Source organism: Nocardioides mesophilus, assembly GCF_014395785.1.
GTDB lineage: Bacteria > Actinomycetota > Actinomycetes > Propionibacteriales > Nocardioidaceae > Nocardioides_B > Nocardioides_B mesophilus.
Window position 1 is genome coordinate 4,423,126 of record NZ_CP060713.1, and the last position, 17,807, is coordinate 4,440,932.

Below are 17,807 nucleotides of genomic sequence, written 5' to 3' on the forward strand. Positions count from 1 at the left end.
AACGGACGCGCGGGCACCGCGAGTCTAGTGCCGCAGGCGACGCGGTGGCGCATCGGACCGTCTCGGACGGGTGTGCGTCGGGTCACCGCGCCGCAGTAGTCTCCCGAGGGGAGGTGTCCCGGCCTCGAGAGCGGGTACTCCTCCAAAGGTCCCGGAACCCGCCCCTGAGAGGAACCACTGCACGTGAGCAAGCTCGACTGGAACGACATCGACCAGCGCGCCGTCGACACCGCCAGGGTGTTGGCCATGGACTCGGTGCAGAAGGTGGGCAACGGCCACCCCGGTACGGCGATGGCCCTCGCGCCCGTCGCCTACACGCTGTTCCAGAAGGTGATGCGGCACAACCCCGCCGACCCCGACTGGGCGGCCCGGGACCGGTTCGTGCTCTCCGCCGGTCACAGCAGCATCACGCTCTACACGCAGCTCTACCTCGCCGGCTTCGGCCTCGAGCTCGACGACCTCAAGTCGTTGCGCACTTGGGGCAGCAAGACCCCGGGTCACCCCGAGCACGGCCACACCGCCGGCGTCGAGACCACGACCGGCCCGCTGGGCCAGGGCGTCGGCAACGCGGTCGGGATGGCGATGGCGGCGCGGCGCGAGCGCGGCCTCCTCGACCCCGGTGCCGCCGAGGGCGAGAGCCCGTTCGACCACCACGTCTACGTCATCTGCAGCGACGGCGACCTGGAGGAGGGCGTCAGCGCCGAGGCCTCCTCGCTCGCCGGCCACCAGCGGCTCGGCAACCTCACCGCGATCTACGACGACAACGACATCTCCATCGAGGGCGACACCGACATCGCCTTCAGCGAGAGCGTCCCGGACCGGTACCGCGCCTACGGCTGGCACGTGCAGGAGCTCGACTGGACCAACGGCGGCAAGGAGTACGTCGAGGACGTCCAGGCGCTCTACGACGCCCTCGAGGAGGCCCGGCGGGTCACCGACAAGCCGAGCTTCATCAGCCTCAAGACGGTGATCGCCTGGCCGGCCCCGCACGCGCAGGGCACCGGCAAGTCCCACGGCTCCGCCCTCGGCGAGGAGGAGGTGGCCGCCACCAAGAAGATCATGGGCTTCGACCCCGAGCAGACGTTCGAGGTGCCCGCGGACGTGCTGGCCCACACCCGCTCCGCGATCGAGCGCGGCCAGAAGGCCCAGCAGGAGTGGCTTGGCGACTTCGAGGCCTGGGCGCAGCGGAACCCCGACGGCGCCGCCCTCCTGCAGCGGCTGCGCACCCGCACCCTCCCGACCGGCTGGACCGACGCGCTGCCGTCCTTCGAGGCCGACCCGAAGGGCGTCGCCACCCGCAAGGCCTCGGGCGAGGTGCTCAGCGCCATCGCGCCGGTGCTGCCCGAGCTGTGGGGTGGCTCCGCCGACCTCGCCGAGTCCAACAACACCACGCCCAAGGGCCAGCCCTCGTTCATCCCCGAGGACCGCGCGACCAAGGACTTCCCCGGCAACCCGTTCGGCCGGGTGCTGCACTTCGGCATCCGCGAGCACGCCATGGGCTCGATCATGAACGGCATCACCCTGCACGGCGGCACCCGTGTGTACGGCGGCACGTTCCTCGTCTTCTCCGACTACATGCGCCCGGCCGTGCGTCTCGCGGCGCTCATGCACCTGCCGGTGACCTACGTGTGGACCCACGACTCGATCGGTCTCGGCGAGGACGGGCCCACCCACCAGCCGATCGAGCACCTGGCCGCGCTGCGCGCGATCCCCGGCCTCGACGTGGTCCGTCCGGCGGACGCCAACGAGACGGTCGCCGCCTGGCGGACGATCCTGGAGCACACCGACCGCCCGGCCGGCCTCGCGCTGACCCGGCAGAACGTGCCGACCTTCCCGCGCGGCACCGACGGCTTCGCCACCACCGAGGGCGTGGCGAAGGGCGGCTACGTGCTCCTCGACGCCGAGGGCGGCGAGGCCGACGTGGTCCTGGTCGGCACCGGCTCCGAGGTCCAGATCGCGGTGGCCGCCCGCGAGCAGCTCGCCGCCAAGGGCGTGCGCGCCCGCGTCGTCTCGATGCCGTGCCGGGAGTGGTTCGACGCGCAGGACCAGGCCTACCGCGACACCGTGCTGCCGCCGTCGGTGCGGGCCCGGGTCAGCGTCGAGGCTGGCGTCGCCCAGGGCTGGCGCGAGGTCGTCGGCGACACCGGCCGGATCGTCTCGATCGAGCACTTCGGCGCGTCGGCCGACTACGCCACGCTGTACGCCGAGTTCGGCCTCACCGCCGAGGCGGTCGTCCTCGCCGCCGAGGACAGCATCCGCGCCACCCACGTCTGACCCGGCTCGAGCACGGGTATGCCTACTTTCACCATCGAGCACCACGGAGGGTTCCATGTCTGAACGTCTGAAAGCTCTTGCGGACGCAGGAGTATCGATCTGGCTCGACGACCTGTCCAGGGAGCGCATCGAGACCGGCAACCTGGCTGAGCTGGTGAAGCAGAGCTCGGTCGTCGGGGTGACCACCAACCCGACGATCTTCGCCGCCGCCCTTGCCGACGGTGAGCGCTACGACCAGCAGGTCGCCGAGCTCGTCGCCGACGGCGCCGACGTCGACCACACCATCTTCAAGCTCACCACGACCGACGTCCGTGATGCCTGCGACGTCCTGCTCGACGCCTACAAGGCCTCCGACGGGGTCGACGGCCGGGTCTCCATCGAGGTGCCGCCGGGCCTCGCGTTCGACACCGAGGGCACCTCCGCGGCGGCCAAGCTGCTGTGGGCCGAGGTCGACCGGCCGAACCTGCTGATCAAGATCCCCGGCACCTCCGAGGGTCTGCCCGCCATCACCGCCACGGTCGCGGAGGGGATCAGCGTCAACGTAACCCTGATCTTCGGGCTGCACCGCTACGACCAGGTGATGGACGCCTACCTCGACGGGCTCGAGAAGGCCCGTGAGAACGGCCACGACCTCTCCACGATCCACTCGGTCGCCTCGTTCTTCGTCTCCCGCGTCGACACCGAGGTCGACAAGAGGCTCGACGCGCTCATCGAGGCAGGGGGCGACGCGGCCACCCTCGGCTCGCTGAAGGGCAAGGCCGCCGTGGCGAACGCCCGGCTCGCCTACCAGGCGTTCGAGCGGGCGTTCGGCGGCGAGCGGTTCGCCGCGCTGCAGCAGGCCGGGGCACGTCCGCAGCGCCCGCTGTGGGCCTCCACCGGCGTGAAGAACCCCGACTACTCCGACACGCTCTACGTCTCCGACCTCGTGGTCGCGGGCACCGTGAACACGATGCCGGAGAAGACCATGAAGGCGTTCGCCGACCACGGCGAGGTCAAGGGCGACCAGGTGACGACGCAGTACGACGACGCGCGACACGTCATGGACCAGCTCGCGGCCGCCGGGATCGACTACGACGACGTCATCGCCACCCTCGAGAAGGAGGGCGTCGAGAAGTTCGTGGCCTCCTGGGACGAACTGGTCGAGACCGTCAAGGGTCAGATGGGCGGCGCGAAGCGCCAGGCGGACGGTCAGTGAGCGCGGCGCTGGAGGTCTCCGCCACCGGAGCAGCGGCCGACGCCGTCTCCCGGCACGTGCCCACGCTCGTCGAGGAACGCTTCGCGAGCCGGCTGTTCGACCGGGACGCGACGCTGTGGGGCGAGGCGGCCGAGTCCGAGGCCGGCGTGCGGCTGGGCTGGGTCGGTCTGCACCGCTCCTCCCGGCCGCTGCTCGGTGAGATCGCCGCGCTGCGCGAGCAGCTCCGCGAGGAGGGGGTCGACCACGTCGCGCTCTGCGGCATGGGCGGCTCCTCCCTGGCTCCCGAGGTGATCTGCGCCGCCGCGGGCGTCGACCTGACGGTGCTGGACTCCAGCTACCCCGACCAGGTGCGCGCCGCGCTGGCCGACCGGCTCGAGCGCACCGTCGTGGTGGTGTCCAGCAAGTCCGGCTCCACCGTCGAGACCGACTCGCAGCGCCGGGCGTACGTCGCCGCCTTCGAGGCGGCCGGCATCGACCCGACCCGGCGGATCGTGATCGTCACCGACCCGGGCAGCCCGCTGGACGAGCAGTCCCGCAACGCCGGCTACCGCGTCGTCAACGCCGACCCGAACGTCGGCGGACGCTACTCCGCCCTGACCGCCTTCGGCCTGGTGCCCAGCGGTCTCGCCGGCGCCGACATCGAGACGCTCCTCTTCGACGTCGACGCGGTCGCGGACCTGCTGGCCGAGGACGACGAGGCCAACCCGGCGCTCCGTCTCGGGGCCGCCATGGCCGGCACCGAGCCGCTGCGCGACAAGCTGGTGCTCGTCGACGAGGGCTCCGGCATCCCCGGCTTCGCCGACTGGGCCGAGCAGCTGATCGCCGAGAGCACCGGCAAGGACGGGGTCGGCATCCTGCCGGTCGTGGTCGCGGACTCCTCCGACCCCGAGGTCACGCTGCCGCCCAACGACGTCACGGTGGCCCGCCTGGTCGGCGACGACTCCGACGACTCCGGGGACGCGGGCGAGGCCGCGCAGGCGGCGCAGAGCGCCGACTCCGCCGGCGGGTCCGAGGTCGCCGTGGTCGGCACCCTCGGCGCCCAGATCCTGCTCTGGGAGGCGGCGACCGCGGTGGCCGGCCGGCTGCTGGGGATCAACCCCTTCGACCAGCCCGACGTGGAGAGCGCCAAGAAGGCGGCCCGGTCGATGCTGGAGGGCTCCCCGGACACCACCGAGCCGGACGCCGTGGACGGTGGCGTGGAGATCCGCGCCCTCGGCGGCGACTGGCTCGGCGCGGCGTCCACCGTCCGCGACGCCGTCGAGGCGCTGCTGGGCGAGCTCGACCCGGACGCCGGCTACGTCGCGGTGATGGCCTACCTCGACCGGATCGCCGAGGCCGGCCTGGCCGACGTACGCCGCACGCTCGCGATCCGCACCCGCCGGCCGGTCACCTTCGGCTGGGGGCCGCGGTTCCTGCACTCGACCGGCCAGCTGCACAAGGGCGGCCCGGCCGTCGGGGTCTACCTGCAGATCACCGGCACGCCCGAGCAGGACCTCCCGGTCGCCGGGCGCGAGTTCAGCTTCAACGACCTGATCACCGCGCAGGCGGCGGGCGACGCGCGGGTGCTGGCCGACCACGGCCGACCCGTGCTGCGGCTGCACGTGCGCGGCGAGGCCGGACTGCAGACGGTCCGGGACGCGCTCGCATGAGCGCGGACGACAACCCGCTCCGCGATCCGCAGGACCGGCGACTGCCGAGGATCGCCGGCCCCTGCGGGCTGGTGATCTTCGGCGTCACCGGCGACCTGGCGCGCAAGAAGCTGATGCCGGCGGTCTACGACCTGGCCAGCCGGGGGCTGCTGCCGCCCGGGTTCTCCCTCGTCGGCTTCGCCCGGCGGGACTGGGCGGACCAGGACTTCGCCCAGGTGGTCCACGACGCGGTGAAGGAGCATGCCCGCACCGAGTTCCGCGAGGAGGTGTGGCAGCAGCTCGCCGAGGGCTTCCGGTTCGTCCAGGGCGACTTCGACGACGACCTCGCGTTCGCGACGCTGCGACAGACGATCCTCGATCTCGACCGGGTCCGCGGCACCAAGGGCAACCACGCCTTCTACCTCTCCATCCCGCCGCGCTACTTCGCCAACGTGATCGGGCAGCTCAAGGAGCACGGCCTCGCCGAGCAGCAGGCCGGCTCGTGGCGCCGGGTGGTCGTGGAGAAGCCGTTCGGCTCGAACCTGGAGACCGCCCGCGAGCTCAACGCCATCGTCTCGGAGGTGTTCCCGTCCGGGTCGGTGTTCCGCATCGACCACTACCTGGGCAAGGAGACGGTCCAGAACATCCTGGCGATGCGCTTCGCCAACGCGATGTTCGAGCCGATCTGGAACTCGAACTACGTCGACCACGTGCAGATCACCATGGCCGAGGACATCGGCATCGGCGGCCGCGCCGGCTACTACGACGGCATCGGCGCCGCCCGTGACGTGATCCAGAACCACCTGATGCAGCTGATGGCGCTGATCGCGATGGAGGAGCCGACCTCCTTCGACGCACGCAGCCTGCGGATCGAGAAGCAGAAGGTGCTCGAGTCCGTCGTGCTCCCCCGCCGGCTGGACCTGTCCACGGCACGCGCTCAGTACGTCGAGGGCTGGGCCGGCGGCGTCAAGGTGCCGGGCTACAAGGACGAGCAGGACATCCCTGACGACTCCCGCACCGAGACCTACGCGGCGATCAAGCTCGGCATCGACAACCGGCGCTGGAGCGGGGTCCCGTTCTACCTGCGGCACGGCAAGCGCCTCGGCCGCCGGGTCACCGAGGTGGCCGTGGTCTTCAAGCAGGCCCCCCACCTGCCGTTCAGCGCCACCGCCACCGAGGAGCTGACCCACAACGCTCTGGTGATCCGGGTGCAGCCCGACGAGGGCATCACGCTGCGCTTCGGCTCCAAGGTGCCGGGAACCGCGATGGAGATCCGCGACGTCAACATGGACTTCGCCTACGGCGGCTCGTTCACCGAGTCGAGCCCGGAGGCCTACGAGCGGCTGATCCTCGACGTCCTGCTCGGCGACCCGCCGCTGTTCCCCCGGCACGAGGAGGTCGAGCTCTCCTGGAAGATCCTCGACCCGATCGTGGAGTACTGGGCCGGCCACGGCCAACCCGACACCTACCCGGCGGGGACCTGGGGTCCAGCGTCCGCCGACGCGATGCTGGCCCGCGACGGCCGGGTCTGGAGGCGGCCGTGATTGCCATCGAGGACACCAACAGCAGCGAGATCGCCGCCGAGTTCCTGCGCTCCCGCCGACGCGCCGGCAGCCCGGCGATGGGCATGGTGATGACGCTGGTCTTCGTCGTCGACGAGGACAAGGCCTCGGAGGCGATGTCGGCGGCCCGGGCCGCGGCCCAGGAGCACCCGGCCCGCCTGCTCGGCGTGGTGCTCGGCGACGGCCGCGGTGCCGCCCGGGTGGACGCCGAGGTCGGCATCGGCTCCGGGATGTCCGGGGAGCGCGCCCTGATCCGGCTGAGCGGCGCGGTCACCAAGCATCCGGAGTCGGTCGTGCTGCCGCTGCTGCTGCCCGACTCCCCCGTCGTGGTGTGGTGGCCCGGCAGGGCACCGGCCGACCCGGCCGACGACCCGCTGGGCCGGTTGGGCCGGCGGCGGATCACCGACGCGGCCGCCGTACCCACCGGCCGGTCCAAGGCGATGCTCACGCAGTGCAACGCCTACGCCCCGGGCAACACCGACCTGGCCTGGACCCGGATCACGCCGTGGCGGGCCGTGCTGGCCTCGGCGCTGGACCAGGACCCCGGCAAGGTCGTCGGTGCCTCGGTGACGTCGGAGAAGATCAGCCCGAGCGCGGACCTGCTCGCCGCCTGGCTCACCGACCGGCTGCGGGTCAAGGTCGCGCGGGCCGTCTCCGAGGGCCCCGGCATCACCCGGGTCTCGCTCAGCACCCGCGGCGGCGACATCGTGCTGGACCGGCAGGACGGCCGGCTGGCCACCCTCTCGGCGCCCGGCGAGCCGGACCGGCCGGTGGCGCTGCGCCGCCGCAGAATCGAGGAGCTGCTCTCCGAGGAGCTGCGCCGGCTCGACCCCGACGACGTCTACGCCGACACGGTCAAGCGGATGGCCCGGATCGCCGGCGGCAGCACCAGCAGGACGAAGCGATGACCGAGGCCACGGTCGAGGTGGTCCCCGACCCCGAGACGCTCGCCACCCGGGTGGCCGCCCGGCTCCTCGAGCGGCTCGCGGCGGTGCAGGCCGAGGGGCGGGTGCCATCGATCTCGCTGACCGGCGGCAGCATCGCCGAGAAGCTGCACCGGGAAGTTGCCCGGCTCTCGGCCACGTCCGGGGTGGACTGGTCCTGGGTCGAGGTCTGGTGGGGCGACGAGCGCTTCGTGGCCCGCGACGACGCCGATCGCAACGCCCGCCAGGCGCGCCACGCGCTGCTCGACCAGGTGCCGGTCGACCCCGCGCGGATCCACGAGATGCCGGCCACGGGCGACGGCGACATCGAGCACGCCGCAGCGGCGTACGCCGAGGAGCTGCGCAGCCGCAGCGAGGGCCCGTTCGACGTGATGATGCTTGGCATGGGGCCCGACGGCCACGTGGCCTCGCTGTTCCCCGGGCACCCGCAGCTCGACGTCGACGACCGCGACGCGGTGGCCGTGACGGACTCCCCGAAGCCGCCGCCGCAGCGGGTCAGCCTCACCTACCGCGCGCTGAACCGGTCGCGGTCCGTGTGGTTCCTCGTCACCACCGAGGACAAGGCCGAGGCGGCCGCCGCCGCGATCAGCGGCGCGGACCGCCACGACTACCCGGCAGCCGGCGTGCACGGCCAGGACGAGACGGTGTGGTTCCTCGACGAGGCAGCGGCCTCACGCCTCGGCTGAGCACGACCCGGAACGGCGCGAGCCGCACCGGTCACCGGCAGATCAGAAGATGATGTCGCCGCTCTTGCGCCGGGACCGGAGCATCTGGATGGCCTCGTCGAGGATCTCCTCGGCCTCCTTGTCGGAGCGCCGCTCCTTCACGTAGGCCAGATGCGTCTTGTACGGCTCGATCTTGGGCGGCGGCGGCGGGTTCTCGGAGTCCAGGCTCGCCGGCAGACCGCACCGGGGACAGTCCCAGGAGTCCGGGATCTGCGCCTCGACGGCGAAGGTGATCACCGACTGGTGCGCGTGAGCACAGAAGTAGACGACTCGCTGACGCGGAGCGGCTTCGCCACGCTCCGCCTCTCCCATCGGGCCGGCCCCCACCCGGCTGCCACGAATGGCGTTTCCTCCACCAGCCACGCTTAGAGCTCCTCGTCGTTCTAGTTGCCGGCTTTGAGCAGCAGACCGAGGGCGACGACACAGGCGCCCCAGATCAGACCGGCACCCACGGTGATCCGGTCCAGGTTCCGCTCGGCGACCGAGGACCCCCCCAGTCCGCTCGAGACCCCGCCACCGAACATGTCGGAGAGCCCGCCGCCGCGGCCCTTGTGCAGCAGCACCAGGACGATCAGCAGCAGGCTGGTCAGGATCAGGAGAACGGTGAAGACGGTAGCCACGAGCGAAAGCCTAACTCACGAAAGCGAACCTCAGATGACAGGCATGTCGTAGAACCGACAGATGCCGCCGAACTCGTCTGCCTGCAGGCTGGCGCCACCCACCAGACACCCGTCCACGTCCGCCTTCTCCATGATGCCGGCGACGTTCGCCGCCTTGACCGAGCCGCCGTAGAGGATCCGGCAGGCGGCCGCCGCTTCTTCCGACACCGTCTCCGCGAGTCGGGTCCGGATCGCCGCGCAGACCTCCTGCGCGTCGTCCGGCGTGGCCACCTCGCCGGTGCCGATCGCCCACACCGGCTCGTAGGCGATGACCAGGTCGGCGACCTGCTGCTCGGTGAGCCCCGCGAGCGAGCCGTCGACCTGCGCGAGTGTGTGCTCGACCTGGCGGCCCTCCTTGCGCACCTCGAGACCCTCGCCCACGCAGACGATCGGGGTCATCCCGGCACCGATGGCCTTCTTGGCCTTGGCGTTGACCACCGCGTCGGTCTCGGCGTGGTGCTCCCGGCGCTCGGAGTGCCCGACGACGACGTACGAACAGCCGAGCTTGGCCAGCATCGCCGCGGAGATCTCGCCGGTGTAGGCGCCCGCGTCGTGCTCGGAGACGTCCTGCGCCCCGTAGCCGATCTCGAGCCGGTCCCCGTCGACCAGGGTCTGCACGCCGCGGAGGTCGGTGAACGGCGGCAGCACGACCACCTCGACCTTGGCGTAGTCGTGCTTCTTGTCCGACAGCGTCCAGGAGAGCTTCTGCACCAGGACGACCGCCTCCTGGTGGTTGAGGTTCATCTTCCAGTTGCCCGCCATCAGCGGGACGCGCACGTTCTTCGCAGCCATCGTGGATCGGTTCCGTTCAGTGGGAGGTGGGCTCGGCGGGTCCACCCGCCGGCGGGTCAGGACAGGACGTCGATGCCCGGGAGCTGCTTGCCCTCGAGGTACTCCAGGCTGGCGCCGCCACCGGTCGAGATGTGACCGAAGGAGGCCTCGTCGAAGCCGAGCTTGCGGACCGCGGCCGCCGAGTCGCCGCCACCGACGACCGAGAGCCCGTCGACCTGGGTCAGCGCCTCGGCGACGGCACGGGTGCCGCCGGCGAACGCGTCGAACTCGAAGACGCCCATCGGCCCGTTCCAGAAGACCGTCCGGGCGTCGGCCAGCGCCGCGGCGAAGGCCTTCGCCGACTCGGGCCCGATGTCCAGCCCGATCTTGTCGGCGGGGATCGCGTCGGCGGCGACGACCGAAGGCTCGGCGTCCGCCGAGAACTCGTCGGCGACCACGATGTCGGTGGGCAGCAGGATCTGCACGCCCGACTGCTCGGCCCGCTGGAGGTACTCCCGGCAGATGTCGAGCTGGTCCTCCTCGAGCAGGCTCTTGCCGATCTCGTGTCCCTGGGCCTTGAGGAACGTGAAGACCATGCCGCCGCCGATGAGTAGGCGGTCGGCCTTGCCGAGCAGGTTGTCGATGACGCCCAGCTTGTCGGAGACCTTGGAGCCGCCGAGCACGACCACGTAGGGCCGTTCCGGCTCCTCGGTCAGCCGGCGCAGGACGTCGATCTCCTTGGCCACCAGACCGCCCATCGCATGCGGCAGGCGCTGCGCGACGTCGTAGACCGAGGCCTGCTTGCGGTGCACGACCCCGAAGCCGTCGCTGACGAACGCGTCACCGAGGGCCGCGAGCCGGTCGGCGAACTCGCCCCGGACCGCGTCGTCCTTGCTGGTCTCGCCCTCGTTGAACCGGACGTTCTCGAGGACGGCCACCTGGCCGTCCTCGAGCGCGTCCACGGTCGACCGGGCGCTCTCCCCCACCGTGTCGGTGGCGAACGCGACGTCACGGCCGAGCAGCTCGCCGAGTCGCTTCGCCACCGGGGCGAGGGAGTACTGCGGGTCCGGAGCACCCTTGGGGCGGCCCAGGTGGGCGGTCACGACCACCCGCGCCCCGGCGCCGGCCAGCTGCTCGATCGTGGGCACGCTCGCCCGGATCCGGCCGTCGTCGGTGATGGTCTGCCCGTCCAGGGGCACGTTGAGGTCGGAGCGCACGAGGACGCGCCGGCTCCGCAGGTCCCCCAGGGACTCGATGCCGCTCATCAGGTCAGAGCGTCTCGCCGACGTAGCCGACCAGGTCGACCAGACGGTTGGAGTAACCCCACTCGTTGTCGTACCAGCCGATGACCTTGACCTGGTTGCCGAACACCTTGGTGAGACCGGCGTCGAAGATGCACGAGCTCGGGTCGGTCACGATGTCGGAGGAGACGATCGGGTCCTCGGTGTACTTCAGGAAGCCCTTGAGCGGGCCCTCGGCGGCGGCCTTCACCGCGGCGTTGACCTCCTCGACGGTCGTCTCGCGGCCGGCCTCGAAGGTGAGGTCGGTGGCGGAGCCGGTCGGGATCGGGACCCGGAGCGCGAACCCGTCGAGCTTGCCCTTGAGCTCGGGCAGCACCAGGCCGATCGCCTTGGCCGCGCCGGTCGAGGTCGGCACGATGTTGAGCGCGGCGGCGCGGGCACGACGGAGGTCCTTGTGCGGGCCGTCCTGCAGGTTCTGGTCCGCGGTGTAGGCGTGGATGGTCGTCATCAGGCCCTTGACGATCGTGAACTCGTCGTTGAGGGCCTTCGCCATCGGCGCCAGGCAGTTGGTGGTGCACGAGGCGTTGGAGATCACCGTGTGCGCCGAGGGGTCGTAGTCGGTGTGGTTCACCCCCATGACGACGGTGATGTCCTCGTTCTTCGCCGGGGCGGAGATGATCACCTTCTTGGCGCCGGCGTCGATGTGCGCCTTGGCCTTGGTGGCGTCGGTGAAGAAGCCGGTGGACTCGATGACGATGTCCGCCCCGAGGTCCTTCCACGGCAGGTTGGCGGGGTCGCGCTCCTCGAGGGAGGCGAAGCTCTTGCCGCCGACCGAGATCGAGTCACCCGTGGCCTCGACGTCCTCGGGCAGCCGGCCCAGGATCGAGTCGTACTTGAGCAGGTGCGCCAAGGTCTTGTTGTCGGTCAGGTCGTTGACGCCGACGATCTCGATGTCGGCACCCGACGCCTGCACGGCTCGGAAGAAGTTGCGGCCGATGCGGCCGAATCCGTTGATGCCCACGCGTACGGTCACGGGTCAGGTCTCCTCGTTAGCGGTCAGGTGCGAGGTCGCCCGATGGGCACCTCGTCACCGACCCTACCGTGGTCGGAGCACCCGGAAACAGGCCGTTCGCCCTACGTGCGGGTAACCAACGGCAGGGGTGCACCGTGCTACGAACGCCGATCTCCGAGGGTCGGCGCGGCCCGCCGGGCCGACCGCTCCGGGCGTTGCCCGGGCCGACTCCGCGCGGTCGTCTCAGGCCTGCTCGGCGAGCATGTCCGGGGTGAGGCTCGACTCGGTGTCGGGGATGCCGAGCTCCTCGGCGCGCTTGTCGGCCATCGCGAGCAGCCGCCGGATCCGCCCCGCGATCGCGTCCTTCGTCAGCGGCGGCACGTGCAGCTGCCCGAGCTCCTCGAGCGAGGCCTGCTTGTGCTCGAGCCGCAGGTCGCCGGCCATCTTCAGGTGGTCGGGGACCTCGTCGGCCAGGATCTCGAGCGCACGCTCCACCCGGGCGCCGGCGGCGACCGCGGCGCGGGCCGAGCGGCGCAGGTTGGCGTCGTCGAAGTTCGCCAGCCGGTTCGCGGTCGCGCGGACCTCACGCCGCATCCGGCGCTCCTCCCAGGCCATCAGCGACTCGTGGGCGCCGAGCCGGGTGAGCAGCGCCCCGATGGCGTCGCCGTCCCGGATCACCACCCGGTCCACACCGCGGACCTCGCGGGCCTTGGCGGAGATGCCGAGCCGGCGGGCGGCGCCGACCAGGGCGAGGGCCGCCTCCGGGCCGGGACAGGTGACCTCCAGCGCGGACGAGCGGCCCGGCTCGGTCAGCGAGCCGTGCGCCAGGAACGCCCCCCGCCAGGCCGCCACGGCGTCGCAGCCGGCCCCGGAGACCACCTGGGGCGGCAGCCCGCGCACCGGCCGGCCGCGTCCGTCGAGGAGCCCGGTCTGGCGGGCCAGGGCCTCGCCGTCGCGGACCACGCGGACGACGTACCGGCTGCCCTTGCGGATGCCGTTGCCGGAGACCATCACCACGTCGGAGCTGTGGCCGTAGACCTCGGCGATGTCCTTGCGCAGCCGACGGGCTGCGGCGCCGGTGTCGAGCTCGGCCTCCACCACGATCCGGCCGCTGACGATGTGCAGACCACCGGCGAAACGCAGCATCGAGGAGACCTCAGACTTGCGGCAGCAGGTCTTCGTCACCTGAGTGTTGGCCAGTTCCGCCTTGACCTGTGCCGTCATCGCCATGCGTCCGATCCTGCCACGTCTGGGTCTGGAGCCCGATTCCCGCCTACGCGCCCAGAGGGTCCTGTGGGCTCGGTCACCCTACGTGCCGGCGAGAATCGCTGCATAGGCATTGGCCAACTTCTGCACGTCGTGCTGCGGCGACCCGTCCGCGGCCGCCACGTCGGCGACCACCAGCCGGGCGCCGAGCGACGACGCGGCGTTGCGGAGCAGCCCCTCGTCCCCGACGCTGGCCCGGTCGGCGAGCACCACGTCGACGGAGAGGTCGGGCGCGTGCTCGGCCAGCACCTCGAGATGGTTCTCCTGGGAGAAGCCGTCGGTCTCCCCCGACTGCGGCCCCAGGTTCACCGTGACGATGGTGCGGGCCGGCGTGCGGACCAGGGCGTCGCGCAGCTCGGGGACCAGCAGGTGCGGGATGACGCTGGTGAACCAGGAGCCGGGGCCGAGCACCACCCAGTCGGCGCGGTGCACCGCCTCCAGCGTCTCCGGGCAGGCCGGCGGGTCGGTGGGCTCGAGCTCGACGGAGAGCACGCGTCCCTCGGTGGAGGCCACCTCCACCTGCCCGCGCACGGTCGTCAGCGCGGCCGGGTCCCCGGCGACCAGGCCCTGCACCTGCGCGGTGATGTCGATCGGCGAGACGGACATCGGCAGCACCCGGCCGTGGGCGCCCAGCAGCCGGCCCACCCAGTCCAGCCCGGCGACGTGCTCGCCGAGCAGCTCCCACAGCGAGACGATGAGCAGGTTGCCGAGCGCGTGCTCGTCGAGGTCGCCGTCGGAGGAGAACCGGTGCTGGAGCACGTCGGCCCAGGTGCGGCCCCAGTCGTCGTCCCCGCACAGCGCCGCCAGCGCCATCCGGAGGTCGCCGGGGGCAGCACCCCGAACTCGCGGCGCAGCCGGCCCGACGAGCCGCCGTTGTCGGCGACGGTGACCACGGCGGTCAGGTCGTCGACGACCCGGCGCAGTGCGGACAGCGAGGCGGCGAGGCCGTGGCCGCCGCCGAGCGCGACCACCCGCTGCCCGCCCGCGGCACCGGCGGGCACGCGATGCTGCTCCACGCTCACTCCCGCCCGAGGTCGCGATGGGTCGAACGTGCGTCGATGCCGACCACCCGGAGCCGTGCGGCGATCTCCTCAGCCATCGCGACGCTGCGGTGCTTGCCGCCGGTGCAGCCGATCGCCACGGTCATGAAGCGCTTGCCCTCGCGGAGGTACCCGGTCACGACGGTGCGGATCAGGTCGACGTACTCGGTGAGGAACTCCTGCGCCTCGGGGCGGTCCTTGACGTAGTCCGCGACCGGCTCGTCGCGGCCGGTCAGCGGCCGGAGCTCGGGCACCCAGTGCGGGTTGGGCAGGAAGCGCATGTCCGCCACCAGGTCGGCGTCGACGGGGATGCCGTACTTGAAGCCGAAGCTGACCACGGTCGCCTTCATCGCGGTGGTGTGCTCGGTGCCGAACGCGTCGGCGATCTTGTCGGTGAGCTGGTGCACGTTGAGGGTCGAGGTGTCGATGACCAGGTCCGCCTCCGAGCGCAGGTCGGCCAGCACCACCCGCTCGCGGGTCAGGCCGTCGAGCAGCCGGCCGCCGTCCTGCAGCGGGTGCGGGCGGCGCACCGCCTCCTGGCGGCGGACCAGCACGTCGTCGTTCGCCTCGAGGAAGACCAGGGTCGTGCGCCGGCCGGTGGTGCCGCGGGCGATCACCTCGCGCAGCCCGGCGAAGAAGGACCCGGAGCGGACGTCGACCACGACGGCGATCGGCTGCAGCAGCCCCCGGGACTCGTCGACGAGCCGGACCACGTCGGCCACCAGCTGCGGCGGCAGGTTGTCCACGACGTAGAAGCCGAGGTCCTCGAGCTCCTTGGCGGCGGTGCTGCGGCCGGCACCGGTCATGCCGGTGACGACGACGAGCTCGCCCCGGTGGTCGGCGACCGGGGGCCGGGTGGCGGTCATCAGGACTCCTCGATCTCTCCGGTGGCCGTGTTCACGCTCACCGTGCGGGTGCGGGTGGGCTGCTGCTCCAGCGCAGCGGCGATCGCCTCGGCCGTGCGCGGCCCGATGCCCGGCACGGCGGCGATCTCGTCCACTGTGGCAGCACGCAGCTTCTTCAGCGAACCGAACTGCCGCAGCAGGCTCTTGCGCCGGACCTCGCCGAGCCCCGGCACGTCGTCGAGCAGGCTCTCCACCATGGTCTTGGAGCGCCGGGACCGGTGGTGCGTGATCGCGAACCGGTGCGCCTCGTCCCGCACCCGCTGCAGCAGGTAGAGCCCCTCGCTGGTGCGCGGCAGGATCACCGGGTCCTCCTGGTCGGGGAGCCAGACCTCCTCGAGCCGCTTCGCCAGTCCGCAGACCGGTACGTCGTCGATCCCGAGCTCGTCGAGCGCCCGCTGCGCGGCGGCGACCTGGGGCGGCCCCCCGTCGACGACCACCAGGCCCGGGACGTAGGCGAACTTCTTCGGCCGGCCGGTCTCGGGGTCGATCAGCGCCGGCCCGCTGTCCGCGGTGTCCGCCTCGCCGAGGCCGTCGAGGTCCGGGGTCTCCGCCCGCTCGTCGAGCAGCCGGCGGAACCGTCGGGTGATCACCTCGTGCATCGAGGCGACGTCGTTCTGCCCCTCGACGCCGCGGATCACGAAGCGGCGGTACTCCCCCTTGCGGGCCAGTCCGTCCTCGAAGACCACCATCGAGGCGACGACCTCGGTGCCCTGCAGGTTCGAGATGTCGAAGCACTCGATGCGCAGCGGAGCACCCGGCAGCTCCAGCGCCACCTGGATCTCCTCGAGCGCCCGGTTGCGGGTGGTGAGGTCGCTGGCCCGCTTGGTCTTGTGCAGCCCGAGCGCCTGCAGCGCGTTGCGCCCGACGGTCTCCTGCAGCGCCTTCTTGTCCCCGCGCTGCGGCACCTTGATGCTGACCCGCCCGCCGCGCAGGGTGGCCAGCCACTGCTCGAGGGTCTCGTGGTCCTCCGGCAGCGCCGGCACCAGGATCTCGCGCGGGATGGACTCGCCGGACTCGTCGGCGTAGAGCTGCAGCAGGAAACCCTCGACCAGGCCAGCGGTGTCGGCGTCGTCGACCTTGTCGGCCACCCAGCCGCGCTGGCCGCGCACCCGGCCGCCGCGGACGATGAAGATCTGCACCGCCACCTCGAGCGGGTCCTCGGACAGCGCGATCACGTCGGCGTCGGTGCCGTCGCCGAGGACCACCGCCTGCTTCTCCATCGCCCGGCGCAGCGCCCCGATGTCGTCGCGCAGCCGGGCGGCCCGCTCGAAGTCGGTGTCGGCGGAGGCGGCGTACATCTCCTTCTCGAGGCGCTTCATGAACGCGCTGGTCTGCCCGCCCATGAAGTCGCAGAAGTCCTCGACGATCGCTCGGTGCTCCTCGGCACTGACCCGCCCCACGCAGGGGGCGGCGCACTTGCCGATGTAGCCGAGCAGGCACGGCCGACCGATCTGGGCCGAGCGCTTGAAGACACCGTTCGAGCACGACCGCATCGGGAAGACCCGGAGCAGCAGGTCGACGGTCTCGCGGATCGCCCAGGCATGGGAGTAGGGGCCGAAGTAGCGCACGCCCTTCTTCTTGGCGCCGCGGCCGACCATGACCCGCGGGAACTCCTCGTTGAGGGTCACCGCCAGCCAGGGGTAGGACTTGTCGTCGCGGTACTTCACGTTGAACCGCGGGTCGTACTCCTTGATCCAGGAGTACTCCAGCTGCAGCGCCTCCACCTCGGTGCCGACCACCGTCCACTCGACGCTCGCAGCGGTGGTGACCATCGTCTGGGTGCGCGGGTGCAGGTTGCCGAGATCCTGGAAGTACGACGTCAGCCGGGCCCGGAGGTTCTTGGCCTTGCCGACGTAGACCACCCGGCGGTGCGCGTCGCGGAAGCGGTAGACGCCCGGCGAGTTCGGGATCGAGCCCGGAGCAGGGCGGTACGTCGACGGGTCGGCCACGAGCCAACCCTACGGGGGCGTTCCGACGGTCCCGCGACCGCCGGACGTGGCCCCGGACACGCCCGCCCGGGTCCCTGCCGGGACCGGCTCAGCCCAGCACGACCTGGTCGCCCTTGACCTTGAACGGGGCCGCGGCGAGCGGCGTCGTGGCCGGTCCCTGGGCCACCGAGCCGTCGGCGATCGAGAACTGGCTGCCGTGGCAGGGGCAGATGATCTTGCCGTCCGCGACCGACCCGACCAGGCAGCCGGCGTGGGTGCAGACCGCGGTGAACGCCTTGAACTCGCCCTTGCTCGGCTGGGTGACGACGACCTTGGCGTCGGGCAGGATCACGCCGCCGTCGACCGGCACGTCGGCCGTGGCCACCGTGCCCGCCGAGGAGCCGCCGGATCCCGAGGTGCCGCCGGCCGGCGCCTGCGGCGAGGAGCCGCCGGTGGAGTTCGAGGAGCTGCCGCACGCCGCGAGCAGCGGCAGCGCCAGACCTCCCAGCGCGGCGCCACGGACGACTCCGCGGCGGGTGAGCGGCTCACCGGACCGGCTCGCCCGGGACTCGTCGGACAGGTGGGTCATGGCTGCTCCCGTGTCGGTCGTGGCCGTGGTTGGTTGACCATCACACTATCCGCGGGTGGGTGAGGGTT

General features: G+C 71.8%; 15 protein-coding genes and 1 pseudogene. 6 read left to right on the forward strand and 10 right to left on the reverse strand.

Going from position 1 to position 17,807, the window contains the following annotated elements; genetic code table 11:
- Positions 1–246: 246 nt before the first annotated feature.
- Genes tkt through pgl form a run of 6 tightly spaced genes read left to right on the forward strand, consistent with a single transcriptional unit; the run spans position 247 to position 8,289 of the window.
- Entirely contained in the window at positions 247–2,274 is a 2,028-nt protein-coding gene (gene tkt / locus H9L09_RS21165; RefSeq protein ID WP_246456566.1) for a transketolase, read from the forward strand.
- A gap of 55 nt (positions 2,275–2,329) precedes the next feature.
- Positions 2,330–3,469 carry a transaldolase gene (gene tal / locus H9L09_RS21170; RefSeq protein ID WP_187578740.1) on the forward strand — a complete coding sequence of 380 codons (1,140 nt, stop codon included), beginning with the start codon at positions 2,330–2,332 and terminating at the stop codon, positions 3,467–3,469.
- Positions 3,466–5,118: a glucose-6-phosphate isomerase gene (locus H9L09_RS21175; protein WP_187578741.1), complete on the forward strand. Its 1,653-nt coding sequence runs from the start codon at positions 3,466–3,468 to the stop codon at positions 5,116–5,118. Before tal ends, H9L09_RS21175 begins: the two co-directional genes overlap by 4 nt.
- The gene (gene zwf, locus H9L09_RS21180; RefSeq protein WP_187578742.1) at positions 5,115–6,641 is read left to right on the forward strand and encodes a glucose-6-phosphate dehydrogenase; all 1,527 of its coding nucleotides are present in this window, start codon (positions 5,115–5,117) and stop codon (positions 6,639–6,641) included. Before H9L09_RS21175 ends, zwf begins: the two co-directional genes overlap by 4 nt.
- Entirely contained in the window at positions 6,638–7,567 is a 930-nt protein-coding gene (locus H9L09_RS21185; protein ID WP_187578743.1) for a glucose-6-phosphate dehydrogenase assembly protein OpcA, read from the forward strand. Before zwf ends, H9L09_RS21185 begins: the two co-directional genes overlap by 4 nt.
- The gene (gene pgl / locus H9L09_RS21190) at positions 7,564–8,289 is read left to right on the forward strand and encodes a 6-phosphogluconolactonase (RefSeq protein ID WP_187578744.1); all 726 of its coding nucleotides are present in this window, start codon (positions 7,564–7,566) and stop codon (positions 8,287–8,289) included. Before H9L09_RS21185 ends, pgl begins: the two co-directional genes overlap by 4 nt.
- A 42-nt stretch (positions 8,290–8,331) precedes the next feature.
- Here the strand turns inward: pgl and H9L09_RS21195 are convergent, their stop codons facing one another.
- The 10 genes and pseudogenes from H9L09_RS21195 to H9L09_RS21240 form a co-directional block, all read right to left on the reverse strand.
- A complete protein-coding gene (locus H9L09_RS21195) occupies positions 8,332–8,691 on the reverse strand; it encodes an RNA polymerase-binding protein RbpA (protein WP_187578745.1) in 360 nt (119 codons plus the stop codon).
- A gap of 20 nt (positions 8,692–8,711) precedes the next feature.
- Positions 8,712–8,948 carry a preprotein translocase subunit SecG gene (gene secG / locus H9L09_RS21200; protein WP_187578746.1) on the reverse strand — a complete coding sequence of 79 codons (237 nt, stop codon included), beginning with the start codon at positions 8,946–8,948 and terminating at the stop codon, positions 8,712–8,714.
- 30 nt (positions 8,949–8,978) lie between these two features.
- Positions 8,979–9,779 (reverse strand): triose-phosphate isomerase, encoded by an 801-nt coding sequence (tpiA, locus tag H9L09_RS21205; RefSeq protein ID WP_246456158.1) that lies wholly within the window; start codon positions 9,777–9,779, stop codon positions 8,979–8,981.
- Positions 9,780–9,835: 56 nt separating this feature from the next.
- Positions 9,836–11,023: a phosphoglycerate kinase gene (locus H9L09_RS21210; RefSeq protein WP_187578747.1), complete on the reverse strand. Its 1,188-nt coding sequence runs from the start codon at positions 11,021–11,023 to the stop codon at positions 9,836–9,838.
- 4 nt (positions 11,024–11,027) lie between these two features.
- Positions 11,028–12,032: a type I glyceraldehyde-3-phosphate dehydrogenase gene (gene gap / locus H9L09_RS21215; protein WP_187578748.1), complete on the reverse strand. Its 1,005-nt coding sequence runs from the start codon at positions 12,030–12,032 to the stop codon at positions 11,028–11,030.
- 222 nt (positions 12,033–12,254) lie between these two features.
- Positions 12,255–13,241, reverse strand: a complete 987-nt coding sequence (whiA, locus tag H9L09_RS21220) for a DNA-binding protein WhiA (protein ID WP_187578749.1) — start codon at positions 13,239–13,241, stop codon at positions 12,255–12,257.
- A gap of 78 nt (positions 13,242–13,319) precedes the next feature.
- A pseudogene (locus H9L09_RS21225) lies at positions 13,320–14,278 on the reverse strand (gluconeogenesis factor YvcK family protein).
- 17 nt (positions 14,279–14,295) lie between these two features.
- Positions 14,296–15,183 (reverse strand): RNase adapter RapZ, encoded by an 888-nt coding sequence (rapZ, locus tag H9L09_RS21230; protein ID WP_187578750.1) that lies wholly within the window; start codon positions 15,181–15,183, stop codon positions 14,296–14,298.
- Positions 15,183–17,171 (reverse strand): excinuclease ABC subunit UvrC, encoded by a 1,989-nt coding sequence (uvrC, locus tag H9L09_RS21235; protein ID WP_187578751.1) that lies wholly within the window; start codon positions 17,169–17,171, stop codon positions 15,183–15,185. The genes rapZ and uvrC overlap by 1 nt, the downstream gene beginning before the upstream one ends.
- A gap of 88 nt (positions 17,172–17,259) precedes the next feature.
- On the reverse strand, positions 17,260–17,739 hold the full coding sequence (locus tag H9L09_RS21240) for a Rieske (2Fe-2S) protein (protein WP_187578752.1): 480 nt from the start codon (positions 17,737–17,739) through the stop codon (positions 17,260–17,262).
- Positions 17,740–17,807 lie beyond the last annotated feature (68 nt).